Below are 21155 nucleotides of genomic sequence, written 5' to 3'. Positions count from 1 at the left end.
TTCGTTCAATAAGCTCCAATTTGGATGTTGAGCGGCGGATTAGCTGGAGTTTCTCCATTTAAAAGCTTAATAGATCAATGTAATGAAAGAAGTGAACCCATAGATGAGTAAACACCGCAGTGGACGCAGTGCAAGCCGCCGGGAGGGCGCGGCCCCTGCCGCCGACCTGCCAGTGAACAAGAATGACGAGGTGATGCTGGATATTGTCGGCATGACCCATGAGGGGGAAGGGGTAGGCCGCGTAGAGGGCTTTACCCTTTTTGTGCAGGGGGCTCTTCCTGGTGAGAAGGTCCGGGCCAAGGTCCTGAAGACCAAGAAGCAGTATGGCTACGCCAAGCTGCTGGAGCTGGTGCAGGCAAGCAGCGCCCGCATAGCGCCGCCTTGCCCGATCTATAACCAATGCGGCGGCTGCCAGCTGCAGCATATGGATTACACCGCCCAGCTCGCGTGGAAACGCCAGCTGGTGGTGGACAACCTGCAGCGGATCGGGAAGCTGCAGATTGCAGGTACGGATAGCAGCCAGGACAGCCGCATTGGTGAGGGTGTTCGTGATGGCGATGGTGCTGAGAGAGCTGTTGCTGACGGTGAGGTTCTTTCCGGGCAGGCTGCTCTTGCCAACCCTAAAGCATCCCGCACGGAAGGCATCGTCGTCCGGCCTACCCTGGGCATGGCCGAGCCTTGGCGTTACCGGAACAAAGCCCAAGTGCCGATTGGCGTCACCGAAGGCGGACTTGTTGGCGGGTTCTATTCGCGCGGCAGCCACCGGATCGTTGACATGGAGACTTGCCTCATCCAGCATGAAGACAATGATCAGGTTGTGGCCGCTGTGAAGAGTATCGGCAAGGAGTTGGGGATTACCGCTTATGATGAAGAGACCGGACGCGGACTGCTGCGCCATGTCGTGGTGAAGAAGGCCTTCCGCACCGGAGAAATGATGCTCGTCCTCGTGACCAACGGCCGCGACATTCCGCACCAGGACGCCTGGATCGGCAGCATCCGCGAGTTGCTTCCACAGGTGGCGAGCATCTGCCAGAACGTCAACACCCAGCGCACGAACGTGATCTTCGGCAGCGAAACCCGCGTCCTGTGGGGCAGAGACGTTATCTATGACTACATCGGCGATGTGCAGTTCGCCATATCCGCCCGTTCCTTCTACCAGGTCAACCCGGTCCAGACCGAGGTGCTGTACGGTAAAACTGTAGAGTATGCCGGTCTTACAGGTAATGAGACCGTCATCGACGCCTATTGCGGTATCGGCACGATTTCGCTGTTCCTGGCGCAGCATGCGGCTAAGGTGTATGGTGTGGAGATTGTGCCTGAGGCTATTGAAGATGCGCGGGGGAATGCCCGGCTTAATAATATGAACAACGTAGTGTTCGAAGTAGGAGCATCCGAGGATGTGATTCCGAACTGGAAAGAGCAGGGCGTCACGCCAGACGTAATCGTCGTCGATCCGCCGCGCAAGGGATGTGATCCGCGCTTACTGGATACGATCCTGGCTATGCAGCCGGAACGGGTGGTGTATGTGTCGTGCAATCCATCGACCCTGGCAAGGGACCTGCGGGTGCTGGAGGATGGCGGGTACAAGACGGTGGAGGTAACTCCGGTGGATATGTTCCCGCATACGACACATATAGAGTCGGTCATTTTGATGGTTCGCAATGGATAGGCGATCCCCAGAATGCCGCAAAATGAGGGGTGTCCCATAAGTCATGATAATGACGATGGGACACCCCTTTTTATCCGGGCTAAACAGCAGTCCACGCATTAATTGTTCTTCCGAATCGTACATTACATGGGGAACATAGCTTTCTTAAAGCAAATGTCCGCCAGACACTTCAATGTCCTGGGCTGTAACCCAGCCGAAATCATCGGACAATAAGCTCACAATGACCTTCGCCATATCTTCGGGTTGGCCGATTCTGCCAAATGCAGATTGCTCAGCCAGCGGCTTAATGAATTCAGGATGTTTATCAAACACTCCGTCGCCAAAATTGCTGTGCGTAGGACCGGGCGAAACTGCGTTGACCCGAATTTGGCGGGGTGCAAGTTCTTTGGCAATGTAGCGAGTCCAAGCTGAGAATGCTGCTTTTAACGACCCGTAGATGGAGTAGCCCGGAAATGATTGGTTTTTAGATGAGCTCGTGGTATTTACAATAGCTCCAGCATCCTCCATGAATCCGACAAGTTGTTGTGTTAAAAAAGTCGGTCCTTTGAAGTTCGTATTAAGAATCTTGTCGAAGTATTCTTCGCTCATCTCAGTGAACATCATGGGCCCGCCGACACCACCATTATTAACTAAGTAATCAAAAGTTGTTCGGTTCCAAATGTCCTGGAGGCTCTTTTTCACTTCTAGAATAAAGCCTTCGAATGTTGATATTCGAGTCAGATCCAGCTTCAGTGCGAATGCCCGAACTCCTTTATTCTTCTCAATTTCCTTTACGACACCTTCTGCCCGGTCCTTATAGGAATTGTATGTGAGAATAACGCTAATTCCGCGTTTGCCAAGCTCAAGCGCCGTCGCTTTTCCAATGCCATTACTTCCACCTGTAACAATCGCAATTTTCATAAGATCCTCCTTGTTTTGTGTTCGATCTGGCTTTAATTTTAGTCGCATCTGTGGCAATAAAATAGACCTGAAAATGCCTTTTGATTGCCTAAAAACACCACGTTACTTTTCGATTTACCCGAATTACCCTTTATATCTGACACATTAGTAGCCCAAAAATGCCTATGTATATAACGCTGTGTTGAGGGATAAGAAAGTCGTGTGATAAACTAAGTGCATGAATAACGTCCTTGATGAAATAATTGATCTGATGAAAGGCGCAGGCACTCGACAGATTGAAACCGGAGTACCGGGGCTAAGTATGATTAAGGGAGATATCCCCGCTCATCAACTCGCAGCGCTCTACGAGCCGATGATTGGTTTTACAGTTCAAGGAACAAAGATTCTTTCAATCGGGGAGCGTAGCACTGACCTGGAAGGGCCATCATATTACGTGTTACCGGTGCATGTTCCTGCAACGGCGAGTGTACATCCAGACCGTTATGGCCGTCCTTACATGTCACTTGGTCTCAAGTTGAATCAGAACGTTCTTCAGAGTTTACTTAGAGATATTCCTGAAAATCTATTATCGACTGCTTCCGAGCATTTCGCAGCCTGTGAAATGGATATTGAATTTATGGAGGCATGGCTGCGCTTATTGCGATTGTCGAAAACATCAAGAGATATTCCAGCTCTTGCACCAGCTTATGAGCGCGAAATCCTTTATCGCGTTCTGATGGGACCGCAAGGATGGTATCTGAGGCAATTTGGTCTGCGGGAAAGCAATTTATCCAAAATTTCCGAAATTGTAAAATGGTTTCGCGGTAATTTTATGAAGCCAATAGACATTGGCGAGATAGCATCAAAATCTGGTATGGCTATAAATACCTTTCACCGTCAGTTTAAAAGGGTAACGGGTTTAAGTCCTATTCAATTTCAAAAGCAATTAAGGCTTTTGGAGGCTAGGAACCTCATTGCATTTGAGGGCTATCCGGTAGCAAGTGCCGCATATCATGTTGGCTATCAAAGTCCCTCACAGTTCAATCGAGAGTACTCCCGCTTCTTCGGTTCATCTCCAGCCCGGGACACTGAGAACCTGAGACGAATCGAAAGCACGCGGATATCCCCGCTTAATTGAATATCGCCGGCTGTTTGCCGAAAAGCTTGTTTAGTGTCTCCAGTACATCCGGCGGATTGTCTTCGTTAAACTGAGTAATCGCAACGCGCAGAGCGGACAAAAGCATTGCCGTGCGGACTTGTATAAAGTACTGCCAGCTCCTGTCATCCAAACCGATCCTTTCTTTAACGAAGCTCAGTTTTTGGCTGAGGATAGCAGATCTCAAATAAAGCCTCAACCATCGCGTTGGAATCGGAATAAGTTCCCACACTCCTTAGTAATTCAGTGAAGACTGATTCCATCTGGTACAGGACAACATCCGACTTGTCGTCAAACAACCGATAAAAGGTCGCTCTGCCCACACCGGAGGTGTTGACGATGTTGGTTACGGTGATGTCATTATAATCAAGCGTCCGCATTAATTCCTCCAGGCCCTTACAAACCAGTTTTGCCGATTGTGTTTTCCGTTTATCATTGCCAATACGATACATTACCGCCGCTTCATGTTCTTCAGATGACAACTCTGAATGGGGCTGAATTTCTGGATCGGATGAACGATATGGGCACCGTGGATATTGGCAAAAACGCCGATATGGTCCTTCTGGACGCCAACCCCATAGAAAGCGTACAAAATCTTCATAAAATTAACGCTGTGATACGGGCGGGTGCTTATCACGATAATCAAAAGCTTAGCTCCATTAAGCAAAAGCTGGGAACGAATCAGTGAATGCAGTTTGTCTGCAAAAGATTGGAACGCATAGTGTCTGCTTCTCAACACAAAAAGCAGCCCCCAATACGGGAGCTGCTCTTTGCCGCGCCTGTCCTTAATCAAGGACGGCTGCCGGAACACAGCCTACAATTGTTGCAAGAGTGTGGTATAGTAGGCGTTACCGTTTCGCTTATCCAGCTTTTCCGCTGTGGCGAGAGCTAATTTCTGGAAATTCTTCGCGAGCGACTCAACCTCCCCGGACTGGCGCTCATACGGGTGCCCTGCCGGAAGCTTGACCTGGAACCGGATGGATTCTTCCGCCAGCCGGCGGAACATCTTGGCCGAATAGGCATTGAATATCATCTGATCGACCGGGTTCTCATGATCGAGAGAGGAGGCGATATACTCTTCAAAGACCTCCAGCGCCTTGATTGGATCGGTCAAGGTCAGGTAACCAATGTGCTCTCCCTGGTGATACAGAAAGTCGCGGTTTCCCTTTACCAATTTGTAGCCTTTCTTCTGAAGCTTATCCGCTTCCTTCTGACGGCCCAGCCGCAGGAGGGGGAACAGCACCTTCGTGATGGTCACATGAGGCACCTCGCCGCAGCTCATTTTCCCTTTGAGAATCGGCTCGGCAGCCTTCACGGTTGCTTCGTCGTCTTCCCGCTTCGCCAGAAACTCGACAAGGTGGTGCTGCTCACAGGCAAGACAATCGCTCATTTCATCCCGGTCCATAGTCCGCACAATGTCCCATTCGGCCTGGGAAGCGTCCAGTTCCCCGAACTCTGCAAGGATGTGCGCCCGGTAGTAGTGATAGGTCCGGCTGCTGTAGCCTTCGGCCGCAAAGCGGGTCTTCATATCCTCCAGCAGGTTCTCAATCTGGACACGGCTAATATCTGCAAAAGCGGAGATGCGGTCCAGCACCCACTTGTACGACCACATCAGGCTATAATCATCGAACCGGCCCGGGTTCTTGTCATACTGTCCCAGCTGCCAGGAAAAGGCGACCAGCGCCTTCATCGGATAGCCGTGGAAGCTGCCCAGCTCTACGATTTCGCTGCGGGCCTCATAGCCCTGATCGATATCTCCTGCGGCATCTGCCACCCGTACCGCCTGCTCCAGCAGCTCCAGCTTAGCCTTGCCTCCCGGCAGGCCATAGGCTTCTTCCATCAAGTCGTCGAAACTCATCTCGGTAAAGTTCATCTATTCGTCTCCTCCTTTGACGTGACTGGCCGTCAATCCCCAATCAATAAATTGAATAATGCCTTTGTTCAGGAGCGCGATCTCCTGGCGGTTCATCGGATAATGTCCCATCATCAGCGCATTGCAGTACAGCATTTCGACAATGGGGGGCAGCATCTTCTGGTGCGCCCGATGAAATGCCCGCCCGATGACCGGGTTGTTCAGGTTGAAGTAGAGCGTGGCGTATGCCGCATCCTTGAGCGTAGCGCCCAGGCTGCCCAGCACGGAGGACAGGGCGTCAGTGCTCACTTCCTTCGTTGCCTCAAGTACGCGCCACTGGGCGGACTCCTCGGACAGCGTGTAGAGTACAGGAATCTCCTCCGGCTTGAAGCGGCGCAGCTGCACCTGGCAGCGGAATTTCTGCAGGACACTGTCTGCGAGTCTTACGGATTCATAGTAGTCCAGCCGCTCTTGAGGGGTAATATCGGTAAAGGATAACGATACCTCCTCCGGCAGCAGCCGTTCAGTCTCCACGTCCGGGTCAACGAGCGGCAGCCGGGACAGCAGCTCGGCATCATAAATAAATCCGCCATTCACCACCAGCATGGATTGGGCCGAAGCCACATGGGTAATCTGGCGGTATTCGTCCAGCGTCGCAGTGAAGTAAAGAGGAGGCTGCTGCTTCAGCTCGCCAAGCGGCTTCCTGCCAAATGTGCTCTCAAACGGCAGCCACTCATGAATAATCGAATAGAATGACAAATCTTCCACCGCGAGGGCCTTCATGGATAAGGCGTGCAGCGAAATGATAGATTGCAGGCGATCCGGGTCGTACTCCGCCATCCGCATCAATTCCTGACGTATGGAGTTCCCCAGCTCTTCCCGCACCTGCTCCAGCTGGGCATTCTCATAGAAATGCTCCCGGGAAGCGGTCGGCTGCAGCTCATCAGTCCAGATCAGGCATTTCACGAAGAACGCCCAGTCCGGCAGGATATTGCTGGCAGCTTCAGAGACCAGCATGTGCTTCAAGTACACCCGGTGATTGCGTTTGGCGTTGAGGTTCACCGCCTGCGGCAGAATGAAGGCGATGCCTCCCGTCCGGCCCGAGGTGGTGTGCAGGGGAATGAAATCGCGGAACGTCTCTCCAAGCACCTGCTTGCCAAAGGCCAGCACCTCGTCGCGATGCTTCCGGGCCAGCTGCGGGTCTTTGACCCACGGCGGGGACTGCGGATTAATCAGGCGGGTGGTATGATCTGACACCAGCTGGATAGGATAAGGCAGCAGAGCGCCGTAATGGAATAGCCATTCTTGCAGATTGCCTTCCTCGAAGTAAGCTTCGGAGCCTTCTTTGCAACGCAAAAAAACCTTGGTGCCCGGAGCATGTTGCCCTTCGAGCTTGCGGATCGTATAGGTGCCGTCCGGCTTCCCGCGCCATTCCAGTGCAGGTCCGCCCTTGGCGGATTGGGTGACCATGACGATATCATCACTCACCATGAAGCAGGACAAGAGCCCGATGCCAAACCGCCCGATAAAAGAGGTGTTGGTGGAGAGAAAGTCTTCACCCCGCTTGGAGGATTGTCCGATCATCGCCAGGAACTCATGAATCTCTGCTTCGTTTAACCCGATTCCGTTATCTTCTACCAATAAGGTCGCCCCGGTTGAGGTCCCGCTTACCTCGACATGAATCTTGCCTTCGTATCCGTCAGGGGAATAAGCCTGCCGTGCAGTAATCGCATCTATGCCATTCTGCAGCAGCTCCCTTAAGAATACCTTCGGGCTGCTATACAAATGGTTAGACAAAATGTTGATCATACCGCTTAAGTTGACCTGGAAGCGGTAGGTATCCCGGTTCTGGTTCTCCATTCTTGTTCTCCTGTTCTGTAATCATTTGATATGTAGACGGATGCAACTCTATGTATTACCCAGAAGCCGCATTATAAGAAACAGATATTGCCAATCCTCCCGTGATCCCGTTTGCATGATGTCTTGAAATACAAAAGAAACCCAAGGGCTTTAAAGACCTGGGTTTCTGTCAAGCTTCAACGGTTACGCATATAATTTCTGCTTTCTGTATTCGGTGGGAGTGACTTTTTCATGCTTTTTGAACATTTGTGTGAAGTGGGAAAAGTTACTGTAACCAAGCTCTGCCGCCACTATATTGATCGGGATGTTAGGATTCTCCAACAAATCTTTAGCAGCATCTACCTTAATTCTAAGGATGTAATTCTTGACGTTTTCTCCCATTTCCTTTTTAAATAATTTGGAGAAATATTCAGGAGTAAAATGTACATAGTCCGCGACATCTTTGACGGAAATATCGCTGGAGATATTATTCAGTATAAAATCAATTGCGCGCTGGACATTATCTTTGGAGCCCTCATCCTCGGAGGCCATGGATATAGCCTTAATGATGAATGTGATGCCTTCCTTAAGGGAGTCAATGTCTTTGAAGCTGCTCATATAATCATTGTAATTGTACCTTTCTGTAAACAGGCTCATGATGTCAATATTCTGTTTGTGGGAAAACACAAATAGAATTTTGGTTAAGGACTGGTGGAAATCACATAAGCTTTTCAGATTAAATTTGCCGATCGTTGCGTTGTAATTGATAAAGGACAAGATATTCTCATGCACGGATTCAAATTGGCTGCTGTCAAGCAGCCTTGTCCATTTCGCGATGCTTGCAGAGAGGCTTGCCGTTTGATTATTGATGACATCGCTTTCAGGAAAATACAATCCGGGTTTCTTGGCCACATTATTCTGTAACAGAACATGGCAGGTGTAGGTGATAGCATGGATGTTCGCAAGTGTATCGAGAGCGGTTACATAACTGGAAATATTAAAGCCCATCTCTGCACAAATACCTTCGTAAAATGATCTGTAAGCTTCCGGGCTAACCGTATAGATGGAATCGCTATTGGAGAATAGCAGAATCACAAATTGCTTGTATCGGTTAATACAAACCAGAGCATGGAGATCAGGTACAAGAAGATGTTGCTTAGCGTGCTCAAGCAGCTTGCCGAAAATATGCATATCGGAAATAGTATGGGAAGCCGTCTTGGAATAAGGATAGATATCTATGATGATGGCCTGGATGATCGACTGGTTATGAATCGGATATCCTATCTGGTTAAGCGCTTCAATCGACTGATGTTTATTCGCCGGATTGGATGAGAATAGGTTGACGACAACATTGCTCAGCAATTCAGCCTTATAGGTGTGGGCTTGCTGCCGGTCCGACATGATCTTGGAAATGGCTCTTACCATAGCGTCTTCAATTTCATGATAAGGTGCGGGTTGAATAATGTAATCGAAGCAGCCAAGCTTAATGCTCTGTTGGGCATACTTGAACGACGCATGGGAGGTAAGCAGAATTCTCAGCATCGCCGGATCGTGTTCATGCACCCATTTGTTCAGAGAGAGGCCATTCTCTCCGGGCATTTCGATATCGGACAGCAGGATATGAATCTTGTTCTCCTGTATGATCTCTTTGGCATCCGCTGCATTGGTGGCAGTGAATACATTATGGATTCCGAGGGAACTGAAGTTGATTCCGTTCATCATACCATTCAGCACCGACAGCTGATCATCAACAATTAAGACATTCATAGATAGACACCCCATTTTGAAAAAGATTATTTTGCCGATGGTTCTACTAACGGCAGATAGATTAAGGCACAGGCTCCGCCGCCGGGTTTGTTATAGAATGCAAACTGGAAGTTTGACTTGTAGATGAGTGCAACCCTTTGCTTCAGATTAGACACGCCTACATGTTCTTTTCTGAACAAATCATTCTCTGACTGATTAAGCTGGTCGAGCATGTCTTGATTGTATCCGGTTCCATTATCACTGATTTGAAGCTGCATCACCGGAATGCCTTCAAGCTCGGCTAAGGTGATATTTACCTCGAAAATAAGCAGCTTGTCCGATTGCCTGTTATGCTTGGCGGTGTTCTCCAAAAACGTCTGAATGGTTAGCGAAGGGACAGCGTATTTGAGCAGGGAATCATCATCGACATGGATGTTCAGGATCATTGGGGTGATTCTGTCCAGCATAATAATGTTGTAGTAGTCATTGACCTCAGCAAGCTCGGATTTCAAGGGCACTAATTGCAGATTATCATGGAAAATGTAACGCAAATGATTGGAAAAGGCGATGATCATCCGCTGCATTTTTTCGTGTTCATGATTCGCCAGCATACTGTACAGGCTCTTTAGACAATTGATAAAGAAATGCGAACTCGTCTGAAGATGATAGTACTGCAGCCGGGCGTGGTCCTTCTGGAAGGCTTCCGCTCTTTTGTGGTTGTCCAGTGATATTTTCTGATCGATCAGGTTGGTGAGTGCCTGGTTTATGTTCTGATATTCGGTGATATGGCTGTCTGTAGGGCTGATGAACTGTACTGAGTCTGTTTGTTCAAGATGCTTCGTGGCGGCATTAATCTGCTTCAACGGATAGATGACTAATTTGTTTAGTCGAAGCATGATAAATATAAGCATGATACAGGAAATACCGGCAAGGAGTATAAATAAAAGGACAGCGATTTTGGCAAATGACCACATATGGTTGGTGTGGAAGACGGCAAACATGCTGATATCCGTACCCTCCATCGGGACGGTCTTGAGATAGTGATCCCTGAAGAACGAATTCCCGTTGGCCTGGTTCAAATCATCGATGCTGATGTTCAGCTTCGAGAGGACCTCAGCGTTGCTTAACACCTCATTGCGGCTGAAGAAGCCAAAGTCCATATAATTGTCGTTGGATCTATTATACTTTAATATTTCAAATTTGTTTAAGTCAATGATTGTGCAGATAAACACATTATTAATCTCCTGGGCAGCCATGATTACGGAATAGTGCCCGTCCTTAAATAGAATCCATTGGTTAAATTGCGGGGAAGGGTCGCTCAGCCAATAGGCTCTCAGATTCTCCTTCAGACGGTACGTATGCGGTAAATCAAGAAGCGAAAAGGAAGACCCGGAGACATAAGCAGATACGCTTTGATCCTGGTTGAAGATAAAGATAGACTCATACGGGGCGACCTGCCGTTTAAGAGCCTGGTTCACATTGTACAAGTATTGTACTTTATCGCTGCCGGACAGATTGGGTAAAGTCAGCATTTTAAAGGAGACATCGGTGCAACACAGCTTTTGCCCGAATTGTATGGCATCGTCCATCTCTTTTTCCAATGAATATTTGTAATAATCGGTAACCGTTGTGGTGTTGTAGTCGATCTGCTGGGATGTTGTTCTTAGAAACATGGCGCAGAATAAAAGCAGCACACCCGATGTGCAAAGGAACAATATAAGGAAGTATTTCTTGAATAGACCCCGGATTGAATATGAAGATGGTCTTGTTTGTCTAATCATATGAGCAGTCCATTCCATGTATAGTTCTTTTAGGTGAAGTCTACCACAGCTTACGGTAAAAGCAAGGCGAATATAGGTGTTAATTAATAACAAAAATACCGGTTTGAGGCTGAATGGCCATGAACCGGTATTTGGTGCTGGATCGTCTCCCGCCGGTTACCCTTTAACAGACCCGACAGCAATTCCTTGCACGAAGGATTTCTGGAAGAATGGATAGGCGATAAGGATCGGCAGAATGGCTATAACTGCAAGAGCCATACGAATACTTATATTGGGTAATTCTGAGATTTTGACATTCGGATTGGTCTGGGACTGCAGGAACGCCAAGTTGCTGAGCACTGAATTCAAGTAGTTCTGAATCCCGTACAGATCGCGGTTGGTATGGATGAAGTATACACCGTTGGTCCAGTTGTTCCAGTAGCCGATCGCCGTCATCAGTCCAATCGTACCGAGAATAGGCATGGACATCGGAAGGATTACCTTCAGCAGCGTATTTCCCTCATTGGAGCCGTCGATGGTGGCCGCTTCAATCACCTCGTAAGGAATGTTTGAGTTGATGTAGGCGCGGACCATAATGACGAAGAAGGCATTCATCAGCAGGTAAGGAACGATCAGCGCCCAGATCGTATCTGAAATGTGAAAGATTTTGGAGTAGATCAGGTAAGTGGGCACGAAGCCGCCATTAAATAACATGGTGAAAAAGGTGAAGAAGGAAAAGAAGCTGCGTCCCGGAAGATCCTTACGTGATAAAGGATAAGCAAACAAGATCGTCATAATAAGGCTTAGGGTGGTACCGACAATAGTGACCAGGAAGCTCATTCCGTAGGCTCTTAGAATATCTTCTTTGATATTCCAAATGTATTTATATGCGGTTAATGAGAAATCCTTCGGTATAAAGCTGTAACCGTATTTTGTGAGCGCAACTTCGGATGAGAGTGAACTCACTAATAGTAGAATGAAGGGCAGAATACACGCCAATACCAGTAACAGCATGATGAAACCCATGACTAAATCATATAGTTTATTTTTATAAATCATTGCCTAGCCCCCTGTTGTTAGAATAAGCTGCTGTCTTTGTCATATTTAGAGACTGCGGCATTGGCAGTAAATACAAAGGCGAAGCCCAGAATGGACTGAAGGAAGCCGCCCGCCGTTGCTCTGCCGATATCATTAAGGTTCAGTAATGCACGGTAAACGAAGGTGTCAACGGTCTGAGTTGTCGAATACAGTAATCCGCTGTTCATAGGAACCTGGTAGAACAGGCCGAAATCGGAGTAGCAGATTCGTCCGACAGCCAGCAGAACAAGGATAATAATGGTCGGCCGGAGTGACGGTAAAGTAATGCGGAAAATCTGCGACCAGATCCCGGAGCCGTCAATTGAAGCGGCTTCATAATAGGACTTATCGACCCCGATTAAGGTGGAATAATAAATGATAGAGCTGTAGCCCATAGTCATCCACAAATATACAATCGTAAGAATGATTGGCCAGTATACAGGCTCATTGTACCAGCTAATCGGATCTATTCCGAAGAGCGGCAGGATCGACATATTCATGAACCCGTTCTGACCGCTTAAGAAGGCAAACACGATATAACTGATAATTACGGTTGAGAGCAGGAACGGAATAAGAATGATGACCTGGCTGGTCCGCTTAAAGAACTTGTTGCGGAGCGCATCCAATCCAATGGCTATGAATACACCAAGGATATTGCCTAGAACGATGAAGGCTAAGTTATAAAGAATGGTATTTCTGAAGAAGATAAAAGCATCATTGGAACTGAACAAGAAATTAAAGTTTCGTAGTCCAACCCAAGGGCTGTCAATGAAACCTAGTGCGTAATTGACCTTCTTAAAGGCCAGAGCAAGACCTGCCATCGGCAAGTAGTTGTTGATGATCAAATAAATAATCCCCGGCAGCATCATAAGGTATAAAGGGATATAACGTTTCATCCTCTGGGCGGACATCCCTCTCTTGTGCTTCGTTTCTGCTTGTCTCATATAGACCTCCCTGATCATATGCTTCAAAAATGATGTATCGCTAATGTATCAAAAGAAGGCACAGGGACTCTATCAAATTTCTAGTTTAAACTATCAAATTTCCGTTATAGATTGAGGTTCGTCTGCAGCCGGTACACAAGGTTATAAAAACGATAGTTCAACATAGAAAAATGATAGAAATGAAGATTGGCGATTTGCTATTGTGTCAGTGTAAGTCATCAGAAAGAGAGAGGGGTTAGCTATGAAGAAGACAATATCAGGCATAGCTGCAGTAAGTATGGCGGCCGTTCTGTTCGCCGGGTGCAGTTCAAGCACAGACACGGGGGAGAAGGACAACGCGGCCAAGGGTGACGCCAATTATCCGGTAGTCAAGATCGCCTATCCTTATGCTTACCAGCCGACGGATGAACAAGCAATCGAACAGGAACTTAACAATATTATGCGGGAAAAAGCAAATGCAGAGGTTGACCTGGTAGGTATCGAATTTGGGAACTGGGCCACCCAGCTCAACCTGATCCTGACAGGCGGCGGCAAGGAATCGATCGACCTGTTCGACTCCTTCCTCTACACCTCGCTTGCCAACCTGGTGACGAACGGGCAGGTCATGGACCTTACGGAGCTGATGGAGAGTCAAGGGAAAGAGATTACCGGCTTATTCTCGGGCGGGCTTGAAGGCTTTTTGGAGACAGGCAAGATTAACGGCAAGCAGTATGGTATCCCCAGTCTGACGGCCTATTCCAATGAGAATTTCTATTATGTCCGCAAAGAAGATGCCCATAAGGCAGGCATTGACTGGTCGAAGGTGAATAACCTGGATTCGATGTCAGAGGCGATCCTTAAGCTGAAGGCGTCGAATCCGGACAAGGCGTACATCCCTGGCTCCACACAGATCTATTGGAATCCTAAGAACATCGATTACCTGGGCGACACCAACTTCCTTGGCGTGCTGCTTGATCCTACAAAGAGCACAACGGTGGAGAATTACTATGAGTCGGATTATTTCAAGACATTCTTGGGCTATGTGAAAGAGTGGAAGAAGAACGGCGTATTCAGCCCCGATCCGTTAAGCAACAGCAACCCGACCCTGAATAACATCCTGATGGGAATCACGAATGGTACAACAGGCTATGCCTGGGATACGAATGCGAGTATGCTTGCCACAGAAGCCCAGAATAACGTGAAGCTGGAGGGAGCGAAAGTAACCGAAGCGCTCTCAACCACCAGCGATGCTACAACCTTCCTGTGGCACATCAGCGCCTTCAGCAAGAATCCGGACGCGGCTATGCGGGTGCTTAGTGTGTTATATACCAATCCGGAATCCGCCCAGCTTGTAGGTAACGGGATTGAAGGGCTGGATTACGAATTCAATGATGACGGACAGATGGTCTACCCTGCAGGCAAGAAGGACATGTCAGAGCTTGGCTGGCAGGCGGCTTCACTGGCGTATTGGCCGAATCAGATGCTCAACAAGACCTGGTATTATGAACCGGTAGATATCTACACCAGAATGATGGAGAAAAATAAGAACGCTAACAAGTCCCTGGCCTTAGGCTTCTCCTTCGATTCCACCAAGGTTGCGGATCAGATCACAGCCAGCTCCAACGTGATCGCACAGTACTATACACCGCTTATGTACGGTGAAGTAGACATCGATTCTACACTTCCTGACTTCCAGAAGGCGCTGAAGAGCGCCGGAATTGATGAGATTATTGCGGAAAAGCAGAAGCAACTGGATGCCTGGCTGGCAAGTAAATAAAAATACATTTACTTTGGGAAGGGCAATGCCCTTCCCATTTTAAAACTAGAAGGAACTTATTATGAATGGAACCATATGGAATAGACACTATATATCAGTGCTTGTTATTAACACATTGAATTTCTTCGCGTTCTATTTAACGGCGACCATCCTGTCCAAATATCTTGTCGGTATTGGAACAACGGTGGCCATGGCAGGATTCATCGTCGGCCTGTTCGCATTGACCTCCCTATGCTGCAGACCCTTCAGCGGGGTAATGGCAGACAGACTTAGCAATGTCAGCATTCTCAAATGGAGCAATATAATTATCGGAATCGGACTTCTGGGATTTACGGTTACTACCAATATATCGTTATTAATACTATTCCGAATCATTATTGGCGTCGGGTTCGCTTTCTCAGGAACATCGCAGATTGCCCTGGCCTCCAAATATATTCCTAACGATAAGATGGGGGAAGGCATCGGATACCTGGGAATGGGTATGGTGATCGGATCGGCAGTCGCACCGGGACTGGGATTGGCAATCGCGGATGCCTACGGAATGGAGAGTGCTTTCCTGATCTCGGCTGCATTGGCAGGAATCGCGTATACGCTCTTATGCTTCTTCAAAGATGAGAAAAAAAAAGCTGCTGAAAAGAAGAGAATTAGCTTAAACGATATTATTGCGTTAAAGGCGCTTCCTTTCACTCTGGTATCAAGTTCCTTTTCGTTTGTGAATGGCATTGTAGCTTCATATTTGATTCTATATGCGGATGAAATTGATGTTACTGGAATAAGCATCTACTTCACCGTATACGCGATTGTACTATTTGTCACCAGACCTCTCGCGGGAAAGCTGATGGATAAGAAGGGAATCAGAGTCGTAGTCATTCCGGGGCTGATCCTTACAGCGGCCGCAATGTTCATTCTTGGCAGAAGCAGCTCATTAATGATCATCCTGACTACAGGAGCGATAAGAGCGCTTGGACAAGGGTCGGGACAGCCGGCGCTGCAGACAGGCTGCATCGAGATCGTAGGGAAAGAGAAGAGCGGTGTTGCCACCAGTACTTATTATCTGGGCGGAGACGTAAGCCAGGGTGTTGGGCCGATGATCGGCGGGTTCATCGTGCAATCGATTGCTGGAGTTAACGGGTATACAACCTTATTTGATGTCTGCGGCGGTCTGGTATTATGTGCTCTTGTATTTTTTATCTTCATTACGAGAAAAAGTAAAAATTATAGAGCCCACGTAAGCGAAGGCATTGAAAGTATGAATTAGTAGGGTGTAAAGGAGTTTTTATATGAACCATAAAATTAGACTAGTCCCGGGAGTTCCGGACGATGACAACAGACATTACCTTCCGGAAAATTTGAAAGAAAGTAATATCGTTATTAACGAAAACGGAAATAACTCACAGGTGTATCCTGAAAACTTGAAAGAAATGAAAGGAAAAATTATAGATGAAGTAGAGGATGTATGGTATGAGTACGTGCCTGACAGTTATGATCCCTCTAGGAAGACACCCTTAGTATTCTCAATGCATGGCGGCCTGATGACCGGATGGGGACAGTGCGTGTATACATCCTGGTCCCATATAGCAGACAGAGAGGGATTCATTGTTGTATATCCCGACGCTCATCTGCGGAGATTCTGGCAGATTGAATGTGAGCCGCGCATATTTGAACTGCTCTCCGCGCCTAATGATGCAGGCTTGTATATGCATGATTGTCCCGAGGATATGAGCGAGAACAAAGATGTCCAGAAGGTATTCAAGCTGCTGGAGATGATGAAAGAGAAATACAACATTGACGAAGAGCGGATCTATATGCAAGGCATGTCTATGGGAGACCAGATGACTTCGATGATGGCACGATATTTCGGCAATCAATTTGCAGCCATGGCCGGCTCGGCAGGACCGGCTACAGTCGGACTGTTATTTGATGAGAACAACCATCCCGTTAATGAGGGAGGGCCTGTTACGATATGGCAGTCCAGAATGGAATTCGATATAGCGCCTATGGGAAGCGAATATTCCATTGAAGAGGTTGTAGTCAAGAACAGGGAATATTGGCTGAGAATCAATGAGTGTAATGAACTGCCCCGGATTAAGATTGCGGGTGAGAATAATTTAGCCTTTTATACTGGAAGCAAAGCAGATTATGTGTTCAGAGATGTCAAGAACAGAGACCACGGCCAGACCTTCGATGATGCGGAGCTTGTCTGGGATTATCTATTCTCCGGCTCAAAGAGAAGAACGGATGGAACGATTGAGTATACAGACCCTGCCATGGAACGGACGGGGGATCAAGTGTCACTGGCGGTTGCCCCGGATTGTGAGTATGCCTGGGTAAATGGCAGCAAAATTAAAATGCCTGGAAAATCAGTGATGTGGAGCAAGCTGAAATACCACGGACTGGAGGGCAACGCAGAGGTTAGAGGAGCATATTGTATGATTCCTGCTTCATTTATTGCCAAGTGCTCCGGTGCTGCTTATCTTGAACAGGAGGGCTGGGGAGAAATCATCTTAAAGAACGGAACCGTTATACAGCTCGCAAGAGGATGCATTGGATGCACCATTAATAACAGAGTTTATTCTATGTTATGTGAGCCAATCGAAAGGGATGGGATGTTGTATATCTCTGTTGAATGGTTTTGTAAAGAATTATGCAACATGCATGTTTCAACTTGTAATGATGTGATGTATGCAACAGATCACTACTCCGTATTATCCTCTAACATGGCAAGACTCATCAAGGATGTATTAAAATAAAGCGCTCAAAATCGATGGAGGAGTATATTATGAGTAAACTTGAAGAACTATTAAAAAATACACAAGAATGGGTAGCCCCGGAAATAGGAAGGGATATTCCCTGCGGTGATATACCGGGCGATAAGGTTGAAATCAGTCAGGATCACATTGCTAAATCCAAGCTTGTATTTGCGGAACTGTTACAACAGCTGCCGAAAGCTATGGAGAACAGCAAAAATCACAAAATCGTGATTGCCGTCTGCGGAGGCTCCGGGGTGGGCAAATCAGGGATCGCCGCGCTGATATCCTATTATTTTAACCAGCTTGGGATTGGAAGCTACACCCTCTCAGGAGACAACTATCCCAGACGGATTCCTAAGTACAATGACGCCGAGAGACTTAGAATGTTCAGACAGTGTGGAGTCCGGGCATTAGTCCAAGCGGATATGATGAATGATGAGGTATTCAAGGTTCTTCATGAATTACAGGAGCAAGAGAAGGATGCCGACACAGACTATATTGATAAATACCCGTGGTTTAAGACATACCTGGATGGGGCAATTGAAGGTCTGAGAGACTATCTGGGAACAAACCATGAGATCGATTTCGGTGAAATGACTGACCTGGCAACTGCATTCAAGAAGGGTTCAGACTGGATCTGGCTGAAAAGAATGGGCAGAACGGAATGCGACCTCTGGTATGAGAAGGTTGATTTCAGTGAAATTAATATCCTGGTCATTGAATGGACGCATGGCAACAGTGACTACTATGAAGGCGTGGATATTCCAGTATATCTTAACAGCACACCTGAAGAGACACTCATCTATAGAACCATCAGGAACAGGGATGGAAACACAGATAGCCCATTTACAAGCAGAGTCCTGGAGATTGAACAGCAGATGCTGGATTCACAGGCGCATAAGGCCAAGGTAATCCTGTCTAAATCCGGTGAATTTCTTACATTTGAACAATACCAGGCATTAACGTAAGGACAGTGAGGAGGAGTCACCATGCACGGAATCAGTGCGAATCATGCCCCGATGCTCAATGCTTACCCTGATAGCATGGGGGGAACCTTAGCCGATATTATCGAGGTGTTACAGAGGCCTGAGTTCCAGAACACCTTCGGATCATTCTACATTCTGCCTAGTGTCTTCAATACAGATTTAGACAGAGGCTTCTCCGTCATTAATTATGAGCTGAATAAGCAGCTTGCTGCCAGAGCAGATCTTGAAGAATTAGAGAAGCTGGGGATGGACTTGAAGCTGGACTTCATCCTTAACCATGCTTCCGTTCTCTCAGAGCAGTTCCAGGATATGATTGCCAACGGCGAGGAATCCATATACAAGGACTTCTTCATCGACTGGAACAAGTTCTGGGAAGGTCACGGACAGATGACACCAGATGGCTACATTCAGCCGGAGGAAGAGCTGATTCAGAATATGTTCTTCCGCAAACCGGGACTGCCCATTCTAATGGTACGGTTCCCGGATGGCAGGGATGTGCCCTACTGGAATACTTTTTACCAGGAAATCAAATATCCCGTGGTAGATGCCCAGGATCTGATGAAGCTTGCCGGTATCCAGTATTATTCAGCAGAGGAGATTGCCTCAATCGTTAATACAGCCATTGCCAATGGCATCAAGCCCAGGGACATCGAATTTGGAAAATATAATGCGTACAAAGCAGCAGTGGTTGATTATATGGAAGCTACTAAAAAATATCTGGGGCAGATGGATCTTAATATTAAATCTCCAATAGTCTGGGATTTCTACGATGGAGTGTTGAAGCAGTTATCCGAATACGGCGCTTCAATCGTAAGGTTAGATGCCTTTGCATACACTCCTAAGGAACCCGGTGAGAAGAATTTCTTGAATGAGCCGGGGACATGGGAGGTATTGGAGAAGGTCAAGCAATTGGCAGACCCATATCACCTGTCATTACTGCCGGAAATCCATGCCAGCTACAGTGCGAAGAATTATGAAGCCATCGCGGCCAAAGGTTATATGACCTATGACTTCTTTCTGCCGGGACTGATGATTGATGCACTGGAAAATGCGGATGGGACTACGCTAAAAACATGGGCAGATGAGGTTATAGCAAAGGGCATTCAGACGGTTAATATGCTGGGCTGTCATGATGGTATTCCGCTTCTGGATCTAAAGGGGCTTATACCAGAGGAACGTATTCAGCAGCTTATTGATACCGTGGTCTCAAGAGGCGGGATGGTCAAAGACCTGCACGGGCAGCAACAAGTATATTATCAGGTGAACTCGACCTACTACAGCGCGCTGGGTGAAGATGACCAGAAGCTGCTTATGGCACGTGCCATACAGTTATTTATGCCTGGCAAACCGCAAATCTGGTATCTGGATCTGTTTGCTGGCAAAAATGACTATGAGGCGGTAGAAAGAGCAGGCGCCGGCGGTCATAAAGAAATCAATCGGACCAATCTGTCCAAAGAACAGATCGAACATGCCCTTACCATGGATGTAGTTCAAAAGCAATTAGAAATGCTCCGGTTCAGATCGTCATTCCCTGCGTTTGCGTTGGATTCAGAGATTAACATTGAAGCAGATGGACACCGGATGAGATTCACATGGGAGAAGGATGGCTGCGTGGCCACACTCCGTGCAGATCTAAAGGCAATGACCTACGAGCTGGAAGGCATCCGAAAAGGGGGAAATGAAGATGAGAAAATACGAATATCATGATGTGAATCTGCGGGGCACGCTGGAAAAGATAACCTACATGACCACCAACCGGGAGAGGGAGTCCCGGGATAAATATGCCAACGTCTATTTGCCGTATGGCTATGACGCTGCAGACACTGGCAAGAAATATAATATTCTGTATGTCATGCATGGCGGCGGAGGGAATCCGGATGCCTGGCTGGATGGCTGTAAAGTGAAGAATATGCTGGATTACGCGATCGATGCCGGAGAAGTAGAGCCGTTAATTGTGGTGTTTCCTTCATACTACAAAGAAAAGATTTCAAGAATAGGCAAACCGGATGCGGAGCTCGAAAGAGAAAACGTTATGTTGTTCCAGAGAGAGTTAGTAGAAGAGCTGCTGCCTGCCGTTGAAGGCGTATATCATACGTATGCTGAAGATCTGACCAAAGAAGGGTTGCAGGCTTCAAGAAGGCACAGAGGGTTCAGCGGGTTCTCGATGGGGGGCTGTACCACATGGTTCGCGCTTATCAATCACCTTGATTATTTCGCGGAATTCGTTCCGCTCAGCGGAGATTGCTGGGCCATTGAAGTAAAGGGAGCCTTAAGCAAACCGGTTGAGACCGTAAAAGTGTTGCATGACAGTGTTATCAAGTCCGGGTATGGGACAGACGAATTTGTAATTCATGTGGCAACCGGCACAAAAGACCCTGCCTCTGAACCGCTGACAGCACAGGTGGAGGAAATGAAGAGGTACCCGCAGACCTTTGTCTACGAGGATGACTTCTCCAAGGGGAATCTCCATTATCTGCTCGCAGAAGATGAAGTTCATTCGTATGAGTCGGTATATCAATTCCTGTATCATTTCCTTCCTTATATGTTCAAATAAAAAGTATCGATTTTTTTGGATTTAAAGTGGTTGGACACATCCGATGTATTTAACTGAAAATGTGAGTATTCAAGAGAGCGTCCTTAGTTTGGCGTTCTTTTCTTTGTATGCTTATCTGTAAGAATTCCTCAAGCAATAAGTATTCCCTTCTGTGACGTGCAATCGACTTGCTGTGGTGCAATTATTT

General features: G+C 47.4%; 17 protein-coding genes. 9 read left to right on the top strand and 8 right to left on the bottom strand.

Annotation, left to right across the window (positions count from 1 at the left end; translation table 11 throughout):
- Window positions 1–103: 103 nt before the first annotated feature.
- Complete coding sequence (gene rlmD, locus ACX1DY_RS25710) at window positions 104–1669, top strand: 23S rRNA (uracil(1939)-C(5))-methyltransferase RlmD (protein ID WP_458967041.1); 1566 nt, start codon at window positions 104–106, stop codon at window positions 1667–1669.
- A gap of 144 nt (window positions 1670–1813) precedes the next feature.
- Here the strand turns inward: rlmD and ACX1DY_RS25705 are convergent, their stop codons facing one another.
- Entirely contained in the window at window positions 1814–2569 is a 756-nt protein-coding gene (locus ACX1DY_RS25705) for an SDR family NAD(P)-dependent oxidoreductase (protein WP_458967040.1), read from the bottom strand.
- 217 nt (window positions 2570–2786) lie between these two features.
- On the opposite strand from ACX1DY_RS25705, the gene ACX1DY_RS25700 reads away from it, so the two are divergent.
- Window positions 2787–3686, top strand: coding sequence for an AraC family transcriptional regulator (locus tag ACX1DY_RS25700; protein WP_458967039.1), 900 nt, complete (start codon window positions 2787–2789; stop codon window positions 3684–3686).
- A 164-nt stretch (window positions 3687–3850) separates the two neighbouring features.
- Here the strand turns inward: ACX1DY_RS25700 and ACX1DY_RS25695 are convergent, their stop codons facing one another.
- Window positions 3851–4084, bottom strand: a complete 234-nt coding sequence (locus ACX1DY_RS25695) for a TetR/AcrR family transcriptional regulator (RefSeq protein WP_458967038.1) — start codon at window positions 4082–4084, stop codon at window positions 3851–3853.
- 95 nt (window positions 4085–4179) lie between these two features.
- Between ACX1DY_RS25695 and ACX1DY_RS25690 the strand changes: the two genes are divergently transcribed.
- Entirely contained in the window at window positions 4180–4392 is a 213-nt protein-coding gene (locus tag ACX1DY_RS25690; protein ID WP_458967037.1) for an amidohydrolase family protein, read from the top strand.
- A gap of 126 nt (window positions 4393–4518) precedes the next feature.
- Here ACX1DY_RS25690 and ACX1DY_RS25685 read toward each other — a convergent pair whose 3' ends face one another.
- The 6 genes from ACX1DY_RS25685 to ACX1DY_RS25660 all read right to left on the bottom strand — a co-directional run bounded on the left by ACX1DY_RS25685 (window position 4519) and on the right by ACX1DY_RS25660 (window position 12922).
- A complete protein-coding gene (locus ACX1DY_RS25685; RefSeq protein ID WP_458967036.1) occupies window positions 4519–5577 on the bottom strand; it encodes a hypothetical protein in 1059 nt (352 codons plus the stop codon).
- Window positions 5578–7416 carry an HSP90 family protein gene (locus ACX1DY_RS25680; protein WP_458967035.1) on the bottom strand — a complete coding sequence of 613 codons (1839 nt, stop codon included), beginning with the start codon at window positions 7414–7416 and terminating at the stop codon, window positions 5578–5580.
- A 183-nt stretch (window positions 7417–7599) separates the two neighbouring features.
- Entirely contained in the window at window positions 7600–9162 is a 1563-nt protein-coding gene (locus tag ACX1DY_RS25675) for a response regulator transcription factor (RefSeq protein ID WP_458967034.1), read from the bottom strand.
- 26 nt (window positions 9163–9188) lie between these two features.
- Window positions 9189–10814, bottom strand: a complete 1626-nt coding sequence (locus ACX1DY_RS25670; RefSeq protein WP_458967033.1) for a sensor histidine kinase — start codon at window positions 10812–10814, stop codon at window positions 9189–9191.
- Window positions 10815–11078: 264 nt separating this feature from the next.
- Entirely contained in the window at window positions 11079–11960 is an 882-nt protein-coding gene (locus tag ACX1DY_RS25665; protein ID WP_458967032.1) for a carbohydrate ABC transporter permease, read from the bottom strand.
- Window positions 11961–11977: 17 nt separating this feature from the next.
- On the bottom strand, window positions 11978–12922 hold the full coding sequence (locus ACX1DY_RS25660) for an ABC transporter permease (protein ID WP_458967031.1): 945 nt from the start codon (window positions 12920–12922) through the stop codon (window positions 11978–11980).
- Window positions 12923–13163: 241 nt separating this feature from the next.
- Here ACX1DY_RS25660 and ACX1DY_RS25655 point away from each other — a divergent pair, with 241 nt between their 5' ends.
- From ACX1DY_RS25655 to ACX1DY_RS25630, 6 genes are all read left to right on the top strand, one after another.
- Window positions 13164–14678 (top strand): ABC transporter substrate-binding protein, encoded by a 1515-nt coding sequence (locus tag ACX1DY_RS25655; RefSeq protein ID WP_458967030.1) that lies wholly within the window; start codon window positions 13164–13166, stop codon window positions 14676–14678.
- Between the two features lie 61 nt (window positions 14679–14739).
- Entirely contained in the window at window positions 14740–15936 is a 1197-nt protein-coding gene (locus ACX1DY_RS25650) for an MFS transporter (protein WP_458967029.1), read from the top strand.
- Between the two features lie 22 nt (window positions 15937–15958).
- Window positions 15959–17428, top strand: coding sequence for a CE1 family esterase (locus ACX1DY_RS25645; protein WP_458967028.1), 1470 nt, complete (start codon window positions 15959–15961; stop codon window positions 17426–17428).
- A gap of 29 nt (window positions 17429–17457) precedes the next feature.
- The gene (locus tag ACX1DY_RS25640) at window positions 17458–18396 is read left to right on the top strand and encodes a hypothetical protein (RefSeq protein WP_458967027.1); all 939 of its coding nucleotides are present in this window, start codon (window positions 17458–17460) and stop codon (window positions 18394–18396) included.
- A 21-nt stretch (window positions 18397–18417) separates the two neighbouring features.
- Entirely contained in the window at window positions 18418–20121 is a 1704-nt protein-coding gene (locus ACX1DY_RS25635) for an alpha-amylase family protein (protein ID WP_458967026.1), read from the top strand.
- Window positions 20099–20968 carry an alpha/beta hydrolase gene (locus ACX1DY_RS25630; protein WP_458967025.1) on the top strand — a complete coding sequence of 290 codons (870 nt, stop codon included), beginning with the start codon at window positions 20099–20101 and terminating at the stop codon, window positions 20966–20968. The genes ACX1DY_RS25635 and ACX1DY_RS25630 overlap by 23 nt, the downstream gene beginning before the upstream one ends.
- Window positions 20969–21155 lie beyond the last annotated feature (187 nt).

This window comes from Paenibacillus sp. BAC0078, assembly GCF_054483875.1.
Note: the sequence above shows the minus strand (reverse complement) of the source record. Positions and strands in the feature narration are given on the sequence as shown.

What these genes read in the sequence shown, in the direction of transcription:
- ACX1DY_RS25635 (WP_458967026.1), top strand. Translation starts at nt 18,418, where the DNA reads ATGCACGGAATCAGTGCGAATCATGCCCCGATGCTCAATGCTTACCCT.
- ACX1DY_RS25665 (WP_458967032.1), bottom strand. Translation starts at nt 11,960, where the DNA reads ATGATTTATAAAAATAAACTATATGATTTAGTCATGGGTTTCATCATG.
- ACX1DY_RS25685 (WP_458967036.1), bottom strand. Translation starts at nt 5,577, where the DNA reads ATGAACTTTACCGAGATGAGTTTCGACGACTTGATGGAAGAAGCCTAT.
- ACX1DY_RS25680 (WP_458967035.1), bottom strand. Translation starts at nt 7,416, where the DNA reads ATGGAGAACCAGAACCGGGATACCTACCGCTTCCAGGTCAACTTAAGC.
- ACX1DY_RS25690 (WP_458967037.1), top strand. Translation starts at nt 4,180, where the DNA reads ATGACAACTCTGAATGGGGCTGAATTTCTGGATCGGATGAACGATATG.
- ACX1DY_RS25645 (WP_458967028.1), top strand. Translation starts at nt 15,959, where the DNA reads ATGAACCATAAAATTAGACTAGTCCCGGGAGTTCCGGACGATGACAAC.
- ACX1DY_RS25670 (WP_458967033.1), bottom strand. Translation starts at nt 10,814, where the DNA reads ATGTTTCTAAGAACAACATCCCAGCAGATCGACTACAACACCACAACG.
- ACX1DY_RS25655 (WP_458967030.1), top strand. Translation starts at nt 13,164, where the DNA reads ATGAAGAAGACAATATCAGGCATAGCTGCAGTAAGTATGGCGGCCGTT.
- ACX1DY_RS25660 (WP_458967031.1), bottom strand. Translation starts at nt 12,922, where the DNA reads ATGAGACAAGCAGAAACGAAGCACAAGAGAGGGATGTCCGCCCAGAGG.
- ACX1DY_RS25695 (WP_458967038.1), bottom strand. Translation starts at nt 4,084, where the DNA reads ATGCGGACGCTTGATTATAATGACATCACCGTAACCAACATCGTCAAC.
- ACX1DY_RS25700 (WP_458967039.1), top strand. Translation starts at nt 2,787, where the DNA reads ATGAATAACGTCCTTGATGAAATAATTGATCTGATGAAAGGCGCAGGC.
- ACX1DY_RS25650 (WP_458967029.1), top strand. Translation starts at nt 14,740, where the DNA reads ATGAATGGAACCATATGGAATAGACACTATATATCAGTGCTTGTTATT.
- ACX1DY_RS25630 (WP_458967025.1), top strand. Translation starts at nt 20,099, where the DNA reads ATGAGAAAATACGAATATCATGATGTGAATCTGCGGGGCACGCTGGAA.
- ACX1DY_RS25705 (WP_458967040.1), bottom strand. Translation starts at nt 2,569, where the DNA reads ATGAAAATTGCGATTGTTACAGGTGGAAGTAATGGCATTGGAAAAGCG.
- rlmD (WP_458967041.1), top strand. Translation starts at nt 104, where the DNA reads ATGAGTAAACACCGCAGTGGACGCAGTGCAAGCCGCCGGGAGGGCGCG.
- ACX1DY_RS25675 (WP_458967034.1), bottom strand. Translation starts at nt 9,162, where the DNA reads ATGAATGTCTTAATTGTTGATGATCAGCTGTCGGTGCTGAATGGTATG.
- ACX1DY_RS25640 (WP_458967027.1), top strand. Translation starts at nt 17,458, where the DNA reads ATGAGTAAACTTGAAGAACTATTAAAAAATACACAAGAATGGGTAGCC.